The sequence below is a fragment of the Pseudomonas sp. PGPR N4 genome (assembly GCF_059693665.1).
In genome coordinates, this window is record NZ_JCAUKV010000007.1 from 86897 (window position 1) to 104186 (window position 17290).

A 17290-nucleotide genomic window follows, 5' to 3' on the forward strand; every position below is an offset into this window, starting at 1 on the left:
AAGCCCGCCCGATGTCGCAGCCGATCCGCCTCAAAGACCACGAGAAAGACGCCCGTCTGGTGCGCAACCGCGTCGTGGTCGGCGCTGTGGCGATCATGTTGTTGGTGTGCGTGCTGATTGCTCGGCTGTACTACCTGCAGATCATCCAGTACGACTATCACTCGACGCTGTCGGAGAACAACCGGGTGCATGTGCAGCCGATCCCGCCGACCCGCGGGCTGATCTTCGACCGCAACGGGGTGATCATCGCCGACAACCGGCCCAGCTTCAGTCTGACCATGACCCGCGAACGCGCCGGCAAATGGCCAGAGGTGCTGGACGCCATCGTCGAGGTGCTGGGGCTCACAGCGGACGACCGTGCCCTCTTCGAGAAGCGCATGAAGCAGGGTCGGCGGCCGTTCGAGCCCGTGCCGATCCTGTTCGAGCTCAGCGAAGACCAGATCGCCCGGATCGCCGTCAACCAGTTCCGGTTGCCGGGCGTGGAAGTGGCTGCGCAGTTGGTCAGGCATTACCCGCAAGGTGCGCACTTTGCCCACTCGGTCGGCTATGTCGGGCGGATCAACGAGAAAGAGCTGAAGACCCTTGATCCGGTCAACTACAGCGGCACCCACCATATCGGCAAGACCGGCGTCGAGCGCTTCTATGAAGATGCCCTGCACGGTCAGGTCGGTTACGAGGAGGTAGAGACCAACGCCCGCGGCCGCGTGCTGCGCGTGCTCAAGCGCACCGACCCGATCCCCGGCAAGGACATCGTGCTGGGCCTGGACATCAAACTGCAGGAAGCCGCCGAGCTGGCTCTGGGTGGTCGGCGTGGCGCTATCGTGGCGCTTGATCCACGCTCGGGTGAAGTACTGGCGATGGTCAGCCAGCCAAGCTTCGACCCCAACCTGTTCGTCACCGGCATTGGCTTTCAGGCCTATGCTGACCTGCGCGATTCGATCGACCGGCCGCTGTTCAACCGTGTCCTGCGCGGGCTGTATCCACCCGGTTCGACGATCAAGCCCGCAGTGGCCATCGCCGGCCTCGACAGCGGTGTAGTGACAGCCGGCAGCCGGGTGTTCGACCCGGGCTATTACCAGTTGCCCAACTACGACCACAAATACCGTAACTGGAACCGCAGCGGTGACGGCTGGGTTGATCTTGACCTGGCGATCATGCGTTCCAATGACACCTACTTCTACGATCTTGCGCACAAGATGGGCATCGATCGCCTGTCGACCTACATGAACAAGTTCGGCCTCGGCCAGCGCGTGTCGCTGGACATGTTCGAGGAATCCTCCGGGTTGATGCCGACCCGTGAGTGGAAGCGCGCCACCCGCCGCCAGGCGTGGTTCCCGGGCGAAACGCTGATCCTCGGCATCGGCCAGGGCTACATGCAGACCACGCCGTTGCAGATGGCCCAGGCTACCGCGCTGATCGCCAGCAAGGGCAAGTGGTTCCGCCCGCACCTGGCCAAGACCATCGAGGGCCAGCCGCCGGTCGACGAAAACCCGATCGAGGACATCGTCCTGCGTGACCCGTCCGATTGGGCCAAGGTCACCCACGGCATGGAGCAGGTGATGCACAACGCCCGCGGCACCGCCCGCGCGGCTGCCACCGGCGCGCAGTACCGCATCGCCGGCAAGAGCGGTACTGCTCAGGTGGTGGCGATCAAGCAGGGCGAGAAGTATGACCGCAACAAAGTCCAGGAGCGTCACCGTGACCACGCCCTGTTCGTCGGTTTCGCCCCGGCTGACGATCCGAAGATCGTCGTCTCGGTGATGATCGAGAACGGCGAGGCTGGTGGCCGCGTGGCGGCGCCGGTGATGCGCCAGATCATGGACGCCTGGCTGCTCGACGCCAACGGCCAGTTGAAAACCGAGTTCGCTCCCGCCACCGTCGCTCAGGAAAAGGCCCAGTGATTAACAATTTTGATCGCATGCTCTCCAGCGAAGACGTCATGCGTCGGCGCGCGAGCTTTCTTCAGCGCATCCACATCGACGGCCCGCTGCTGATCATTCTGCTGACCCTCGCCGCCGGCAGCCTGTTCGTGCTGTATTCGGCCAGCGGCAAGAACTGGGACCTGCTGAGCAAGCAGGCGACCTCGTTCGGCATCGGCCTGGTCTCGATGTTCATCATTGCCCAGCTCGAGCCACGCTTCATGGCCCGCTGGGTGCCGCTGGCGTACCTGACCGGGGTGTTGCTGCTGGTGGTGGTCGACGTCATGGGTCACAACGCCATGGGCGCCACGCGCTGGATCAACATCCCCGGAGTGATCCGCTTCCAGCCTTCGGAATTCATGAAGATCATCATGCCGGCAACCCTGGCCTGGTACCTGTCCAAGCGCACCTTGCCGCCTGATCTCAAGCATGTGGCGATCAGCCTGGTGCTGATCGGCGTGCCGTTCATTCTTATCGTGCGCCAGCCGGACCTGGGTACTGCGCTGCTGATTCTGGCTTCCGGCGCGTTCGTGCTGTTCATGGGTGGCCTGCGCTGGCGCTGGATCATCAGTGTGATCGCCGCGGCAGTGCCGGTGGCGGTGGCGATGTGGTTCTTTGTAATGCACGACTACCAGAAGCAGCGCGTGCTGACCTTCCTCGATCCTGAGAGCGACCCGCTCGGCACCGGCTGGAACATCATCCAGTCCAAGGCCGCGATCGGCTCCGGCGGGGTATTCGGCAAGGGCTGGTTGCTCGGTACGCAGTCGCACCTGGACTTTTTGCCGGAGAGCCACACCGACTTCATCATCGCCGTGCTCGGCGAGGAATTCGGCCTGGTCGGCATCTGCATGCTGCTGATCGTTTATCTGCTGCTGATCGGCCGCGGCCTGGTCATCACCGCACAGGCGCAGACCCTGTTCGGCAAGCTGCTCGCGGGCAGCCTGACGATGACCTTCTTTGTTTATGTGTTCGTCAATATTGGTATGGTCAGTGGCTTGCTCCCGGTGGTGGGGGTGCCGCTGCCCTTCATTAGCTATGGCGGAACTTCGTTGGTGACGCTGCTGTCAGCGTTTGGCGTTCTGATGTCGATCCACACCCACCGCAAATGGATCGCGCAAGTTTGAATAAGGTGAACAATTTCATGCAAGCAGTGCGTAGCTGGGCGGCCCGTTGGGCGCCGTGGATCGGCGCAATGGGCCTGCTCGGCGCAGTCCAGCAGGCCAGTGCCGGCGACTACGACGGCTCGCCGCAGGTGGCCGAGTTTGTCGGCGAAATGACCCGCGACCACGGCTTTGCCGGCGAACAGCTGATGGGCGTGTTCCGCGAGGTGCAGCGCAAGCAGTCGATTCTTGACGCGATTTCGCGTCCGGCGGAGCGGGTCAAGCCGTGGAAAGAATACCGGCCGATGTTCCTCACCGATGCGCGCATCGCTCGTGGTGTCGACTTCTGGCGCCAGCACGAGGCAACCCTGGCGCGTGCCGAGCAGGAATACGGCGTGCCGGCCCAGGTGATCGTGGCGATCATTGGCGTGGAAACCTTCTTTGGTCGCAACACCGGCAACTACCGGGTGATCGATGCCCTGTCGACGCTGGGTTTCGACTACCCGCCGCGGGCTGAATTCTTCCGCAAGGAGCTGCGCGAGTACCTGCTGCTGGCCCGTGAAGAGCAGCTCGACCCGCTGACCCTGAAAGGCTCGTACGCCGGCGCCATGGGCCTGCCGCAATTCATGCCGAGCAGCTTTCGCGCCTACGCAGTGGACTTCGACGGTGACGGCCATATCAATATCTGGAACAACCCGGATGACGCCATCGGCAGTGTCGCCAGCTACTTCAAGCGCCACGGCTGGGTTGCCGGGGAAGGCGTGGTCAGCCGCGCCCAGGTGCGCGGCGAGCGTGCCGACGAAGGCCTGACCAGCGGCATCGAGCCGGTCAAGACCGTCGCCGAATTGCGCGCATTGGGCTGGTCGAGCAATGATGCGCTGCGCGATGATCTGCCGGTCACCGCCTTCAAACTGGAAGGCGACAACGGCCCTGAATACTGGATGGGCCAGAAGAACTTTTATGCGATCACGCGTTACAACCGCAGTGTGATGTACGCCATGGCCGTGCATCAGCTTTCGCAACAGCTGGTCATTGCACGGGGCGTCAAGTAATGCGCGGATTGTTTACTACTCATTCCTTCAAACTGCTGACCTGCATCGCCATCAGTGCGGTCCTGGTCAGTTGCTCATCGAGCCGGCCTGCACCCAAGAGCAGCGGTGCGGGTGGCAACGTCATCCGCTCGCAGCCGGGCCTGGATATCAACCGCGCGCATAAAGACGGCGCGCCATGGTGGGATGTCGACGTCAACAAGATCCCCGACGCCACCCCGACCGTGCACACCGGCAACTACAAGGCCAACCCGTACACGGTGCTGGGCAAGACTTATTACCCGATCCAGGAATCGCGCAACTACCGCGCCGAGGGTACTGCATCGTGGTACGGCACCAAGTTCCACGGTCAGAACACCGCCAACGGCGAGGTCTATGACCTGTACGGCATGAGCGCGGCGCACAAGACCCTGCCGTTGCCGGCCTACGTCAAGGTGACCAACCTCGACAACCAGCGCAGCGTGATCCTGCGGGTCAACGACCGCGGCCCGTTCTATTCTGACCGGATCATCGACCTGTCGTACGCCGCCGCCAAGAAGCTCGGTTACGCCGAAACCGGCACCGCGCGGGTGCGCGTTGAAGGCATCGACCCGCAGCAGTGGTGGGCCCAGCGCGGCCAGCAGGCGCCGTTGGTGCTGAAAGAGCCGCAGGTCGCGCAGACGCAGCCGCTGCCCGCCAGCACCGGCAAGGTCGAGCAGTGGACACCGCCAGCGCAGCAGCATGCCGCTGCCGTGGTGCCGGTGCAGATCGCCAGCAACAGCGTGCCGAGCAACACCGGCGGCATGTTCCTCCAGGTCGGCGCCTTCGCCAACCCGGATGCCGCCGAGCTGCTGCGCTCGAAACTGAGCACCATGGTCAGCGCGCCGGTGTTCATCAGCTCGATCGTGCGTAACCAGCAGACCCTGCACCGCGTGCGCCTGGGGCCGATGAGCAGCCAGGGTGAAGTGCAGCAGACTCAAGACAGCGTGCGCCTGGCCAATCTCGGCCAGGCCAAGCTGGTCACCGACTGAACGCGGAACTCACGGCGCCCGCTGCGGCCTGAAGTGGGCGTCGGGCTGTCCGTTTTGTCATGAATTGCCCGGCGCGGCCATGTACAATGGCCGTTTTTGCCCCGCCAGGCCCCGCGCCAGGCTCCTGGGCTGCCACGCAGCTCACATAACTAGACTGACTGGGCGTTGGGCTTCGAGCCCACGGAACATCAGACCATTAGCGATTTTCGAGAGACGGATGAACATCACCAACCTTGCCAAACGACTTTGCCTGCCTGTCCTGCTGATGATCACCCCTGCTGCCTTTGCAGCAGAGCAGATGATGCCAGCCCCACCACAGCTGGCAGCCAAGTCCTACGTACTCATGGACGCGTCCAGCGGCAACGTGCTGGTCGAAAACAACGGTGACGAGCGCCTGCCGCCAGCCAGCCTGACCAAGCTGATGACCGCCTACATCGCCACCCTCGACATTCGTCGTGGCCAGATCGGCGAGAACGACCCGGTTACCGTCAGTGAAAACGCCTGGCGTACCGGCGGTTCGCGGATGTTCATCAAGGTAGGCAGCCAGGTTACCGTTAGCGACCTGCTGCACGGCATCATCATCCAGTCGGGCAACGATGCCTCGGTCGCTCTGTCCGAACACATCGCCGGCAGCGAAGATGCCTTCGCCGACATGATGAACAAGACTGCTGCCGATCTGGGCATGAGCAACAGCCACTTCATGAACCCGACCGGTCTGCCGCACCCCGAGCATTACTCGTCGGCCCACGACATGGCCCTGCTGGCTCGCGCGATCATCAACGAAGACCCGGCTCACTACGCGATCTACTCGCAGAAAGAGTTCTTCTGGAACAACATCAAGCAGCCCAACCGCAACCTGCTGCTGTGGCGTGACAAGACCGTCGATGGCCTGAAAACCGGCCACACCGACGAAGCCGGCTACTGCATGGTCGCCTCCGCCGTACGTGATGGCCAGCGCCTGATCGCCGTGGTGTTCGGTACCAACAGCGAGCAATCGCGTGCCGCCGAAACGCAAAAGCTGCTGACCTACGGCTTCCGCTTCTTCGAGACCCAGACCTTCTACCAGAAGGGCACCGAGCTGACTCAGGCGCCGGTATGGAAAGGCGCGACCAACCAGGTCAAGGCCGGTCTGGCCAACGACCTGACCATGACCATGCCCAAAGGCCAATTGAAGCGCCTGGCCGCCTCGATGACCATGAACCCACAGCTGACCGCGCCCATCGCCAAAGGTGACGTGATCGGTAAAGTCGAAGTCAAACTTGACGAGAAAGTGGTTCACAGCGCCGACCTGATCGCCCTCGACGGCGTTGAGGAAGGTGGTATCTTGCGCCGTATGTGGGATAGCATTCGTCTATTCTTCTACGGGTTGTTCAACTGATAACGTGACCTGCCACGCTCCCGCCAATCCGGCGGGAGCGTTGTTGTTGCCACGGCTTACGAGGCCGTTTCCGCATGAGCGAAGCTGACGTCAAGTCGCACAAGATCGAATTCCCCTGCGCTGATTACCCAATCAAGGTGATCGGCGATACCGTGGTCAATTTCAAGAACACGGTCATCGAGATTTTGAAGAAACACGCTGAGGTCGACATGTCGACCCTGGCCGAGCGCCAGAGCAAGGAAGGCAAGTACACCACCGTGCAATTGCACATCGTGGCGACCAGCGAAGACCAGTTGCACGACATCAACAGCGCCCTGCGTGCTACCGGCATTGTGAAAATGGTGCTCTGATGCCGGCCAGCCTCGGTATCCGCGAGCTTGGCCTGCAGCCCTATGAACCGGTGCTGGAGGCCATGCGGCGTTTTACCGAGCAGCGTTGTGCCGACAGCCTGGACGAAGTCTGGCTGGTCGAGCACCCGCCGGTGTTCACCCAGGGCCAGGCTGGCAAGGCCGAGCACCTGCTGGTGCCGGGTGATATCCCGGTGGTGCAGAGCGACCGCGGTGGCCAGGTGACCTACCATGGCCCCGGGCAGTTGGTGGCTTACCTGTTGCTTGATGTGCGCCGGCTTGGTTTTGGCGTGCGTGAACTGGTTACCCGGATCGAAAACAGCCTGATCGATCTGCTGGCCAGTTATGACGTTGTGGCGGCGGCCAAGGCCGATGCGCCCGGAGTCTATGTTGACGGGGCCAAGATCGCCTCGCTCGGCTTGCGAATCCGCAACGGCCGTACCTTTCACGGCCTTGCTCTGAACGTGGACATGGACCTTGCGCCATTCCGCCGAATCAATCCCTGCGGCTATGCGGGGCTGGCGATGACCCAGCTGCGTGATCTGGCAGGTCCGATCGAACTCACCGAGGTCAGGACAAGGCTGCGTGGACAGCTGGTCAAGCACCTCGACTATGCTGAGCAGACGACCCTTACGGGCGGAATCGACTGAATATGACAACTGTGCAAGAAGCCGTGCCGAACCTGATCACCACCCATGACGTGACCCCGCGCCCGGCGCCGAAGAAGGTCGAAGCTGGGGTCAAGCTGCGTGGCGCCGACAAGGTCGCGCGCATCCCGGTAAAGATCATCCCTACCGACGAGCTGCCGAAGAAGCCTGACTGGATCCGCGTGCGCATCCCGGTTTCGCCGGAAGTCGACCGTATCAAGCAACTGCTGCGCAAGCACAAGCTGCACAGCGTCTGCGAAGAAGCCTCGTGCCCGAACCTGGGTGAGTGCTTCTCGGGTGGTACCGCCACCTTCATGATCATGGGTGACATCTGCACCCGTCGTTGCCCGTTCTGCGACGTCGGCCATGGCCGGCCGAAAGCACTGGATGCCGACGAGCCGATGAACCTTGCCGTGGCCATCGCCGACCTGCGTCTGAAGTACGTGGTGATCACCTCGGTAGACCGCGACGACCTGCGTGACGGCGGTGCCCAGCACTTCGCCGACTGCATTCGCGAGATCCGCAAGCTGTCCCCGGGCGTGCAGCTCGAGACCCTGGTGCCGGACTACCGCGGGCGCATGGACGTGGCCCTGGCGATCACCGCTCAAGAGCCGCCAGATGTGTTCAACCACAACCTGGAAACGGTACCGCGCCTGTACAAGGCCGCGCGTCCGGGTTCGGACTACGACTGGTCGCTGGACCTGCTGCAGAAGTTCAAGCAACTGGTGCCGCACGTACCGACCAAGTCTGGCCTGATGCTCGGCCTGGGCGAAACCGACGAAGAAGTGATCGAAGTGATGCAGCGCATGCGCGAGCATGACATCGACATGCTGACCCTCGGCCAGTATCTGCAGCCATCGCGCAGCCACTTGCCGGTGCAGCGTTTCGTGCACCCGGACACCTTTGCCTGGTTCGCTGAAGAAGGCCACAAGATGGGCTTCAAGAACGTCGCCTCCGGGCCGCTGGTGCGTTCCTCGTACCACGCTGACCAGCAGGCGCACGAAGCCAAGATCAAGCTGTAAGCTGATCCGCTGGGCCAATGCCGATGCGCGCCGGGAGGTGCCATCGGCATTTTTGTTGGGGGATCTGTACCCTGTGGGCAACGATCTCGGGCTGGCCCATTGTTGCTGCCCATTGATCTGCAAATGCTTTCAAGGAGTTGCTGGATGGACTGTGCTGAACACCTAGGTTCACTATTGCCGCGAAAGCTGGCAGCGAATGCCTGTTTTGCGGTGATTGCCCCGGCAGGGCCGGCGCGGCTGGATGCCGACAAGGCCCAGCAGTGGTTCAACGAGCGTGGCTATCGGTGCCGGCTATATCCCAGCGTGAGCAGCAGCCAGGGTTATCTGGCCGGTACTGACCAGCAAAGGCTGGATGACCTGCATGCTGCATTCGCCGATCCGCAGGTGGACGCCATTCTGTGCATGCGCGGCGGCTACGGCAGCATGCGCCTGCTCGACCAGATCGATTTCGAGCTGATTGCCCGCAACCCCAAAGCCTTGATTGGCTACAGCGACATCACCGCGCTACACACCGCGATCAACCGCTACTGCGGGTTGGTCAGTTTTCACGGTGGCATGCTCAACGCCGACCTGCTGGGCGGCAAGCTTGAACCGACAGTCAGCTCGCTGCTGCGGCAATTGCGCGGTGAAGTGGGGCAGGGCGATGCACTCGTCCATCCCCATGCTTATCCCTTGACCTCAGTGCTGCCAGGCGTTGCCAGCGGGCGCCTGCTGGGCGGCAATCTGTCGATGCTCGGCGCGACGCTGAGTACGCTTGGGGAGATCGACACCGACGGCGCCATCCTGTTTATCGAAGACGTCAACGAGCCGTTGTACCGGGTTGACCGGCTGCTCACGCAACTGCACCTGGCAGGCAAGCTGCAGGGCGTGCGCGGGGTATTGGTGGGTGACTTTGCCGGGATTACCGTGGCCGCCATGACGCCGCTGGTGCAGGACATTTTTGCGCCGCTGGGGGTGCCGGTACTGGCCGGTTGGCGCAGTGGCCATTGCGATCCGAACCTGTGCCTGCCGCTGGGCGCTCAGGTACGGCTCGACAGCGACATGCAGACACTGGTGCTGCAGCAGGATTTGTTCAGGGCTTGAGATTGCCGGGGGCGCTTTGCGCCCCTATCGCGACACAAGGCCGCTCCTACAGTTGGCCGCGCACGTCAATTTTACGCGGTCCCTGTAGGAGCGGCCTTGTGTCGCGAAAGGGCTGCGAAGCAGCCCCCGGCAATCTCACTACTGACGCAAACTCTCGAGCAGCTTGTGCGTCGGGTAGCCGTCAGCGGGCATGTTCTGCGCCTGCTGAGCGGTACGGATGGCCTTGCGGGTATTGGCGCCGATGATGCCGTCGGCATTGCCCGCGTCATAGCCGCGCGCATTGAGCAGGTTCTGCAGCTCGATGCGCTCGCTGCGGCTCAATGGCAAGTCATCCTTGGGCCAGCTGCCGGCAATGAAGCCCCAACCGGAGAAACGATCGCCCAGCAGACTTACCGCCAGCGCGTAGGACGACGAGTTGTTGTACTTGAGAATGGCGCGGAAGTTGTCTAGCACCAGGAACGCCGGGCCACGTGCGCCGGCCGGCAGCAGCAGCGCCGCCGAGAGTTGATTGCTGCCCGCTGGCAGCTGGGTGCCATTGGGCAGCTTGACGCCCAGTTGCAGCCATTCACTGACGGTCTTGCGCTGGGCGCCATCGGCGATCCAGAAGTCGAAATCGGCCGGCACCTGGACTTCGAAGCCCCACGGTTGGCCACGCTTCCAGCCCGAGCTCTGCAGGTAATGCGCGGTCGATGCGAGGGCATCGGCTGTGCTGTTCCAGATGTCGCGGCGGCCGTCGCCGTCGAAGTCGACGGCATGGGTGTTGTAGGTGGTCGGGATGAACTGGGTCTGGCCCATCGCCCCGGCCCACGAGCCACGCATGGCCTCAGGCTGAATGTCGCCGTTCTGCAGGATCTGCAACGCCGCGATCAGCTGGTCCTGGGCAAACTGTGGGCGGCGGCCCTCATAGGCCAAGGTCGCCAGCGAGCGGATTACCGATTTGCTGCCCTGGAACTGGCCGAAGTTGCTCTCCATGCCCCACACCGACACCAGCACCTGGCGGTCCACGCCATAGCGTTGTTCCAGGCGCGTGAGCAGCTCGGCGTTCTGTTCCAGCAGCTTCTTGCCGTTGCGCACCCGCAGCGGCGACAGCGCGCCGTCGAGGTATTCCCACACCGGGCGGCTGAACTCGGGCTGGCTGCGATCGGCCTTGATCACGTCCATGTCCGGCGTGACACCGGCAAACACGCGGTCGAACAGCCCGGCATCAATGCCGGCCTGCAACGCTTGTTGACGGAAACCGGCCTGCCACTGGGCAAAGCTCTGCACTGGCTGGATTTCAGCGTTGATGTCGGCGTTGCTGGTGGGCAGGGTAACCACCGGTGCGGGCTGGGCAGGAGCCAGTGGCACGGCGTCGGCGGCGGTAGGTTTTTCCGCACAGGCGACCAGCAGGATAAGGCTGGAGGCCGCGATCAGCTGGCGTGGTTGCCAGCGTGGGAACAGACTGAGGGACATGCACAGATCCAGGAATTACAGGTCAGGTAGCGACCATATCATGCCTGCGCGCTGGATGCTTTCATGCGGCCAAAAAGTAAGAAACCTCCCAATCTCTCGATTGGAAGGCTTCGCGGCGGTAGCTGCCTTTGCCTTTGTCTGGTTGCTCCTGGCGGCTGCGAAACAGCGGCTGGGCAATGATCGACTTGGCTTTGTTGGGGCGGTGCTTTTGCGGCTTTTTGCTCATGGCGGGGTTCCCCGGCTTGGGTGGGTGTGCGGGGCGGACTTTAGGGCTTGGCGCGGGGTGGGGCCAATTGATTGTGTATATGGTCGAGATTGTTGGGGCCGCTTTGCGCCCCTTCGCGGGTGAACCCGCTCCCACAGGTACGGCGGCGCTGCAAAACCCTGTGGGAGCGGGTTCACCCGCGAAGGGGCGCAAAGCGGCCCCGGCTATTCCGAAGGCAATACCAATCGCTGCCCAGCCATCAACAGCGCCAACCGCGTCAACCCCGTCCAAGGCGAACCAGGCGCCTGGCCCTTGATCTGCGCATCGATACGCTGAGCATCCTGCAGCAACTGCGCCCAGCGCTGCGCCGACAGCCGTTGCAGGGCCTTGCTGACCAGTGGCCGGCGCTTGTCCCATACCGGCGGACGCGCCTGGCTGAAGGCTTTGTCGAGCGGGATGCCCTGGCTGAACTGCAAGGCGATACCCGCCAGCAGGCGCAGCTCGCGGGCCAGCGCCCAGAGAATCACCGGGGGCTCGACGCCCTCGCCGCGCAGGCCTTCAAGCATGCGCAGGGCATGGGTCGCATCGCCTTTGAGAATGGCATCGACCAGGCCAAACACATCGAAGCGAGCACTGTCTGCCACCGCGCTCTGCACGGTTTCGACGGTGATCTGGTTGCCTTCGGCGAGCAGCTTGAGCTTTTCGATCTCTTGGGCGGCTGCGAGCAGGTTGCCCTCGACCCGCGCCGCAATCAGATCGACCGCATCCCGCTGGGCGGACAGCCCGGCCTGGGCCAAGCGCTGATTGATCCACTGTGGCAACTGCTGCGCATCGATCGGCCAGATCTGGATGAACTGGCACTGACTGCCCTCGACCAGCGCCTTGCCCCATTTGGTTTTCTGCGCACTGCCGTCGAGCTTGGGCAGGCTGATCAACAGCAAAGTGTCTTCAGCGGGCCGCGAGCAGTACTCGATCAGCGCCGCCGCGCCCTTGTCACCAGGCTTGCCCGAGGGCAGGCGCAACTCGAGCAGGCGCCGCTGGGCGAACAGCGACAGGCTGGCACCGGCTTGCAGCAGCGTACCCCAGTCGAAGTTGGCATCGGCACTGAACACCTGGCGCTCGTCAAAACCCTGCTGGCGGGCGGCGGCGCGAATCGCGTCGGCGGCCTCCTGGCACAGCAGCGGGTCATCGCCGCTGACGATATAGACAGGCGCAAGAGTACCTTGCAGATGCTTGTTGAGTTGGGCGGGGGCGAGCTTCATGAGCAGAGGTCGGGGCACCTGGCGGTGCCCCGCACGGGCTTAGGTGCCCGGGATTTCCAGTGGCGACTGCTGCGGGGTTTCGTCACGATAGCGCTGCGCGGCTGCGGCGGCTTCGGCTTCAGCCTTGGCACGTTGATCCGCTTGCTGCTGCAGTTCGTCGAGGTGAGCTGGGGTCAGCATCTGCAGGCGTACGACCATGGCCTGGACCAGATCACGGCGCATCTCGTCGCGGGTCTGGGTGCCTTCCTGGTCGGAACCGGTGATGTTGTCGCCGTCACGCACGTAGATCTTGCGCACTTCGAGCTTGTCGCTTAGCAGCGGCACGTTGTTCAGGCCGTTGATGCTGTAGTTGAGCACGGTGGTGAGTTCGTACTCGGCCGAGCGACTGCCGCTGCTGTAGGTGACTGCGCGCTGGGTCTGCTGCTCGTTGTCGAGCGACAGGCGATACGGCGCACCGCTGCGCAGGCTGACGCCGCTGCGCTCAAGTACCTGGCGCAGTTGGGTAACGGTCTGGCCGTAGGCGTCACGCGCGCTGACATCAAGTTCCTTGATGGTCAGCTCGGTAGTGCCGGTGCCGCGCAGCTGGAAACCGCAGGCGCTGAGCATGACGGCCAGGCCCATTACCAGCAGATTGCGTTTGATCATGTTGAAGCTCCCTTGTGGGCCGATTCCGCTCGCCCGCAGTGCCTGCGGGCGAGCGTTGCCATCAGTTGGCGACGATGTTGACCAGTTTGCCTGGAACCACGATGACCTTGCGAATGGTCAGGCCGTCGGTGAAGCGCACCACGTTTTCGTTGGCGCGCGCCGCAGCTTCGACTTCTTCGCGGCTGGCAGTGGCGGGCATTTCGACCTGACCACGCAGCTTGCCGTTGACCTGTACCACCAGTGTCACGCTGTCTTGCACCAGGGCGCTTTCATCCACGCTCGGCCAGGTGGCGTCGATCACCGCCTCGCTGTGGCCCAGGTGCTGCCACAGCGAATGGCTGATGTGCGGGGTGATCGGTGCCAGCAGCAGGGTGACTGCTTCCAGGCCTTCCTGCAGCAGGGCACGGTCCTGGGCGGTAGCGGTCGGGGCTTTTTCCAGTACGTTCATCACGGTCATCACCTGGGCGATGGCAGTGTTGAATTTATGGTGCAGGCCAACATCGCTGCTGGCTTGCTTGATCGCCACGTGAATCGCGCGGCGGATCGCCTTTTGCCCGTCATCCAGTGCCGCAGTGTCCAGCTTGCCCGGCAAGCCGAGGCTCACATGGGCCTGGGCCAGGCGCCAGACGCGACGCAGGAAGCGGCTTGCGCCTTCAACGCCGGAATCGGACCATTCCAGGCTCATGTCCGGCGGCGAGGCGAACATCATGAACAGGCGGCAGGTGTCGGCGCCGTAGACGTCGATCATCGACTGTGGGTCGACGCCGTTGTTCTTCGACTTGGACATCTTCTCGGTGCCGCCGATTTCCACCGGCAGGCCGTCGGTCTTGAGGCGAGCACTGATGACCTTGGCCTTGCTGTCGCGCTCCAGCTCGACATCAGCCGGGTTGAACCAGTCCTTGCCGCCATTGCTGGCTACGCGGTAGTAGGTTTCGGCAACAACCATGCCCTGGGTCAGCAGGTTCTTGAACGGCTCGTTCGATGTGACCAGGCCTTCATCGCGCATCAGCTTGTGGAAGAAGCGCGCATACAGCAGGTGCAGGATGGCGTGCTCGATGCCACCGATGTACTGATCGACTGGCAGCCAGTGGTTGGCCGCTTTCGGGTCGACCATGCCACCTTCGTAGTTCGGCGAGGCGTAACGGGCGAAGTACCAGGACGACTCGACAAAGGTGTCCATGGTGTCGGTTTCGCGCTTGGCCGCAGCGCCGCACTTGGGGCAGCTGCATTCATAGAACTCAGGCAGGCGTGCCAGTGGCGAGCCGGCGCCATCGGGTACGACGTTCTCTGGCAGGGTGACTGGCAGTTGGTCTTCCGGCACCGGCACGTCGCCGCACGATGGGCAGTGGATGATCGGGATCGGGCAGCCCCAGTAGCGCTGGCGGCTGATGCCCCAGTCGCGCAGACGGAACTGCGTGCGCGATTTGCCCAGCTCCTTGCTGATCAGCGCGGCTTCGATGGCGTCGAACGCGCCAGCGAAGTCGAGGCCGTCAAAGGCGCCGGAGTTGATCAGGGTGCCGTGCTCGCCGTAGGCGGCTTCCCAGGTGCTGCCGACTTCGTCGCCAGCGCTGGTGCGCACCACGGCCTTGATCGGCAGCGAGTACTTCTGGGCGAACTCGAAGTCACGCTCGTCGTGGGCCGGCACCGCCATGACAGCGCCGTCGCCGTAGTGCATCAGCACATAGTTGGCGACCCAGACCGGCAGTTTCTCACCGGTCAGTGGGTGCTCGACGAACAGCGACGTGGCGAGGCCTTTCTTTTCCTGGGTGGCCATGTCGGCCTCGGCAACGCTGCCGCCTTTGCATTCGTCGATGAACGCCTGCAGCGCCGGGTTGCCTTGGGCAGCCTGGGTAGCCAGCGGGTGCTCGGCGGCGACGGCGACGTAGGTCGCGCCCATCAGCGTGTCGGGGCGGGTGGTGAAGACTTTAAGTGCGCCGGCATGACCAATGCTTGCCTGGTCATAGGGGAACTGCACTTCCATCCCGCGCGACTTGCCGATCCAGTTGCGCTGCATGGTCTTGACCTGTTCAGGCCAGCCCGGCAACTCGTCGAGGCTTTCCAGCAGCTCGTCTGCGTATGCGGTGATGCGGAAGTAGTACATCGGGATTTCGCGCTTTTCGATCAGCGCGCCCGAACGCCAGCCACGGCCGTCGATAACCTGTTCGTTGGCCAGTACCGTCTGATCGACAGGGTCCCAGTTGACCGTACCGTTCTTGCGGTAGATGACGCCTTTTTCGAACAGACGAGTGAACAGCCACTGTTCCCAGCGGTAGTAGTCCGGCTTGCAGGTGGTGACTTCACGCGACCAGTCGATGGCCAGACCCAGGCTCTTGAGCTGGGTCTTCATGTAGTCGATGTTCTCAAAGGTCCACTTGGCCGGGGCGACGTTGTTCTTCATCGCGGCGTTTTCCGCCGGCATGCCGAAGGCGTCCCAGCCCATCGGCTGCAGCACGTTCTTGCCGAGCATGCGCTGGTAGCGCGCGATCACGTCACCAATGGTGTAGTTGCGCACGTGGCCCATGTGTAGCTTGCCGCTCGGGTACGGGAACATCGATAGGCAATAGAAAGTGTCTTTGCCTGGCTGTTCGGTAACAGCGAACGATTGTTGCTCGTCCCAGGATTTCTGGGCGGCGGCTTCTATGTCACGGGGCGTGTATTGTTCGTGCATGGCTACTTTTGGCTGAGAGAGAGAAGACCTTGTTCCCGGCAGCGGAACCTCGCTGCATCCGGCACTCCGGTGTCGGTGAGAGTGAACGCCGTAGCATACATGAGCGCTGTGTATCGTGGGAAACCCAATTGGCCCGCAGCGGCGCCGGGGGCCGTTGGTCGCAGCGCTCTGCTGCTTTGCACAACGCCGCTAAGCTCAGGTGTGGGGGGAGATATCGTTATCTTCAATGAGGTGAACGGATGGGAGAGTCGCAGTTACCCGCAAGCAAACCGGAGCTGTATGAACGCTTGATCGACCGCCTTGGGCTGGCCTTGGAAGCTGCCCGCACGGCGGTGCGATTGCGCGACGAGATGCCAGCGGAACTTGAGTTGCGTGGCCTGAGCCCCGCAGAGTTCGAAGTGATCAAGGCCTATCTGGAGATCTTTCCAGAGAGCCGCATTGCCAGCGCCGCTGCGGTCAAACCAGCGGAGCCGAGCTCAGCCAAGATCATCTGGCTCAAGGACAGGAAGCGCTCCGTCGCCCCGGTCAGATCCAGGACGCTGCCGCATCGGTAGCCGTGCTGGCCTGCTGGCGCGCAAAACGCCGCGCGCCGGTTCAATCATCTACATAGCATGATCGGCGCCGGGCGCTACTTGTCGCTCGGTGTCGATCCTCTTAGTCTGCACGCCTTCACAGGAGGTGCAGGCAATGCCTATTCGATTCTTTATCAAGCAGTGGCTGATGCCGCCTGGCTTGCTGTTCATCTTGCTGCTGGCCGCGTGGTGGTTGCGCAAGCGCCGGCCGCGGCTGGCATTTGCCTGCTTTACGTTGGGGCTGGGCGGTTTATGGCTGATGAGTCTGCCGCTGGTGGTGGAGCAGGTCGCGCGCCAGCTGGAAACCGAGACGCCGCTGAGCCTGGCGCAGTGGTCGGGGCTGGCCCAGCGGGCAGATGCGATCGTGGTACTCGGCGCCGGCCGCGAGCGCGGCGATCCTGCCTGGGGTGGTCAGGATCAACCTACCGGGCACGCGCTGGAGCGCATGCGCTATGCCGCGCAATTGGCCAAGGCCTCTGGTTTGCCGGTATTGACCAGCGGTGGCTTGCACTACGGTACCCCGCCCAGCGAGGCGCAGTTGATGGCCGATCGGCTGCGCGATGACTTTGGCGTTACGGTGAAGTGGCAGGAGCAGGCCAGCCGAACCACCTGGGAAAACGCCCAGATGAGTGCGCAACTGTTGCAGCCGTTGGGCATTCGCCGGGTGGTGGTAGTGACCCAGGCCTGGCACATGCAGCGCTCGCGCTGGAGCTTCGAGCAGGCGGGCTTCGAGGTAGTGCCGGCGCCGGTGGGCTTCCTCGGCCAGGATCATGCGCGGCCGTTTGCCGGGCTGCTGCCTGAAAGCAGAGCAGTCTGGCAGAGCGGGCAATTGCTCAATGAGGTGGCGGGTATGATCGGTTATCGGCTGTTCTACTGAGGCAATGCGCCTTCCGCTCATTACACCGCCCCTTGTAGGAGCGGCCTTGTGTCG

General features: G+C 63.0%; 16 protein-coding genes. 11 read left to right on the top strand and 5 right to left on the bottom strand.

Annotation, left to right across the window (positions count from 1 at the left end; all coding sequences use genetic code 11):
* Window positions 1-11: 11 nt before the first annotated feature.
* The 9 genes from mrdA to AC58X1_RS22430 all read left to right on the top strand — a co-directional run bounded on the left by mrdA (window position 12) and on the right by AC58X1_RS22430 (window position 9555).
* Window positions 12-1901, top strand: coding sequence for a penicillin-binding protein 2 (gene mrdA / locus AC58X1_RS22390; RefSeq protein WP_150570975.1), 1890 nt, complete (start codon window positions 12-14; stop codon window positions 1899-1901).
* Window positions 1902-1939: 38 nt separating this feature from the next.
* Window positions 1940-3043: a rod shape-determining protein RodA gene (gene rodA / locus AC58X1_RS22395; RefSeq protein ID WP_178080848.1), complete on the top strand. Its 1104-nt coding sequence runs from the start codon at window positions 1940-1942 to the stop codon at window positions 3041-3043.
* Between the two features lie 17 nt (window positions 3044-3060).
* Window positions 3061-4071: a lytic murein transglycosylase B gene (gene mltB / locus AC58X1_RS22400; RefSeq protein WP_101323117.1), complete on the top strand. Its 1011-nt coding sequence runs from the start codon at window positions 3061-3063 to the stop codon at window positions 4069-4071.
* Window positions 4071-5078: a septal ring lytic transglycosylase RlpA family protein gene (locus AC58X1_RS22405; protein ID WP_150573289.1), complete on the top strand. Its 1008-nt coding sequence runs from the start codon at window positions 4071-4073 to the stop codon at window positions 5076-5078. The genes mltB and AC58X1_RS22405 overlap by 1 nt, the downstream gene beginning before the upstream one ends.
* A 217-nt stretch (window positions 5079-5295) precedes the next feature.
* A complete protein-coding gene (locus tag AC58X1_RS22410) occupies window positions 5296-6456 on the top strand; it encodes a D-alanyl-D-alanine carboxypeptidase family protein (protein ID WP_101322263.1) in 1161 nt (386 codons plus the stop codon).
* A gap of 74 nt (window positions 6457-6530) precedes the next feature.
* Window positions 6531-6806 (top strand): DUF493 domain-containing protein, encoded by a 276-nt coding sequence (locus AC58X1_RS22415; RefSeq protein ID WP_101322262.1) that lies wholly within the window; start codon window positions 6531-6533, stop codon window positions 6804-6806.
* Window positions 6806-7453 carry a lipoyl(octanoyl) transferase LipB gene (lipB, locus tag AC58X1_RS22420; RefSeq protein ID WP_497429476.1) on the top strand — a complete coding sequence of 216 codons (648 nt, stop codon included), beginning with the start codon at window positions 6806-6808 and terminating at the stop codon, window positions 7451-7453. Before AC58X1_RS22415 ends, lipB begins: the two co-directional genes overlap by 1 nt.
* A gap of 2 nt (window positions 7454-7455) precedes the next feature.
* Window positions 7456-8472 (top strand): lipoyl synthase, encoded by a 1017-nt coding sequence (gene lipA / locus AC58X1_RS22425; RefSeq protein ID WP_101322260.1) that lies wholly within the window; start codon window positions 7456-7458, stop codon window positions 8470-8472.
* Window positions 8473-8616: 144 nt separating this feature from the next.
* Window positions 8617-9555 (top strand): S66 peptidase family protein, encoded by a 939-nt coding sequence (locus AC58X1_RS22430; RefSeq protein ID WP_497429477.1) that lies wholly within the window; start codon window positions 8617-8619, stop codon window positions 9553-9555.
* Window positions 9556-9693: 138 nt separating this feature from the next.
* Here the strand turns inward: AC58X1_RS22430 and AC58X1_RS22435 are convergent, their stop codons facing one another.
* From AC58X1_RS22435 to leuS, 5 genes are all read right to left on the bottom strand, one after another.
* Window positions 9694-11007 (bottom strand): lytic murein transglycosylase, encoded by a 1314-nt coding sequence (locus AC58X1_RS22435; RefSeq protein ID WP_101322258.1) that lies wholly within the window; start codon window positions 11005-11007, stop codon window positions 9694-9696.
* A 61-nt stretch (window positions 11008-11068) separates the two neighbouring features.
* On the bottom strand, window positions 11069-11233 hold the full coding sequence (arfA, locus tag AC58X1_RS22440) for an alternative ribosome rescue factor ArfA (protein ID WP_101322257.1): 165 nt from the start codon (window positions 11231-11233) through the stop codon (window positions 11069-11071).
* 203 nt (window positions 11234-11436) lie between these two features.
* Window positions 11437-12474, bottom strand: a complete 1038-nt coding sequence (gene holA, locus AC58X1_RS22445) for a DNA polymerase III subunit delta (RefSeq protein ID WP_101322256.1) — start codon at window positions 12472-12474, stop codon at window positions 11437-11439.
* A 39-nt stretch (window positions 12475-12513) separates the two neighbouring features.
* Window positions 12514-13119: an LPS-assembly lipoprotein LptE gene (locus tag AC58X1_RS22450; protein WP_101322255.1), complete on the bottom strand. Its 606-nt coding sequence runs from the start codon at window positions 13117-13119 to the stop codon at window positions 12514-12516.
* A gap of 61 nt (window positions 13120-13180) precedes the next feature.
* Window positions 13181-15787 carry a leucine--tRNA ligase gene (gene leuS, locus AC58X1_RS22455; RefSeq protein ID WP_150570970.1) on the bottom strand — a complete coding sequence of 869 codons (2607 nt, stop codon included), beginning with the start codon at window positions 15785-15787 and terminating at the stop codon, window positions 13181-13183.
* A gap of 239 nt (window positions 15788-16026) precedes the next feature.
* Between leuS and AC58X1_RS22460 the strand changes: the two genes are divergently transcribed.
* Together AC58X1_RS22460 and AC58X1_RS22465 are read left to right on the top strand one after the other, a co-directional pair.
* Entirely contained in the window at window positions 16027-16341 is a 315-nt protein-coding gene (locus AC58X1_RS22460; protein WP_101322253.1) for a hypothetical protein, read from the top strand.
* A gap of 133 nt (window positions 16342-16474) precedes the next feature.
* Window positions 16475-17236, top strand: a complete 762-nt coding sequence (locus AC58X1_RS22465) for a YdcF family protein (RefSeq protein ID WP_101322252.1) — start codon at window positions 16475-16477, stop codon at window positions 17234-17236.
* Window positions 17237-17290 lie beyond the last annotated feature (54 nt).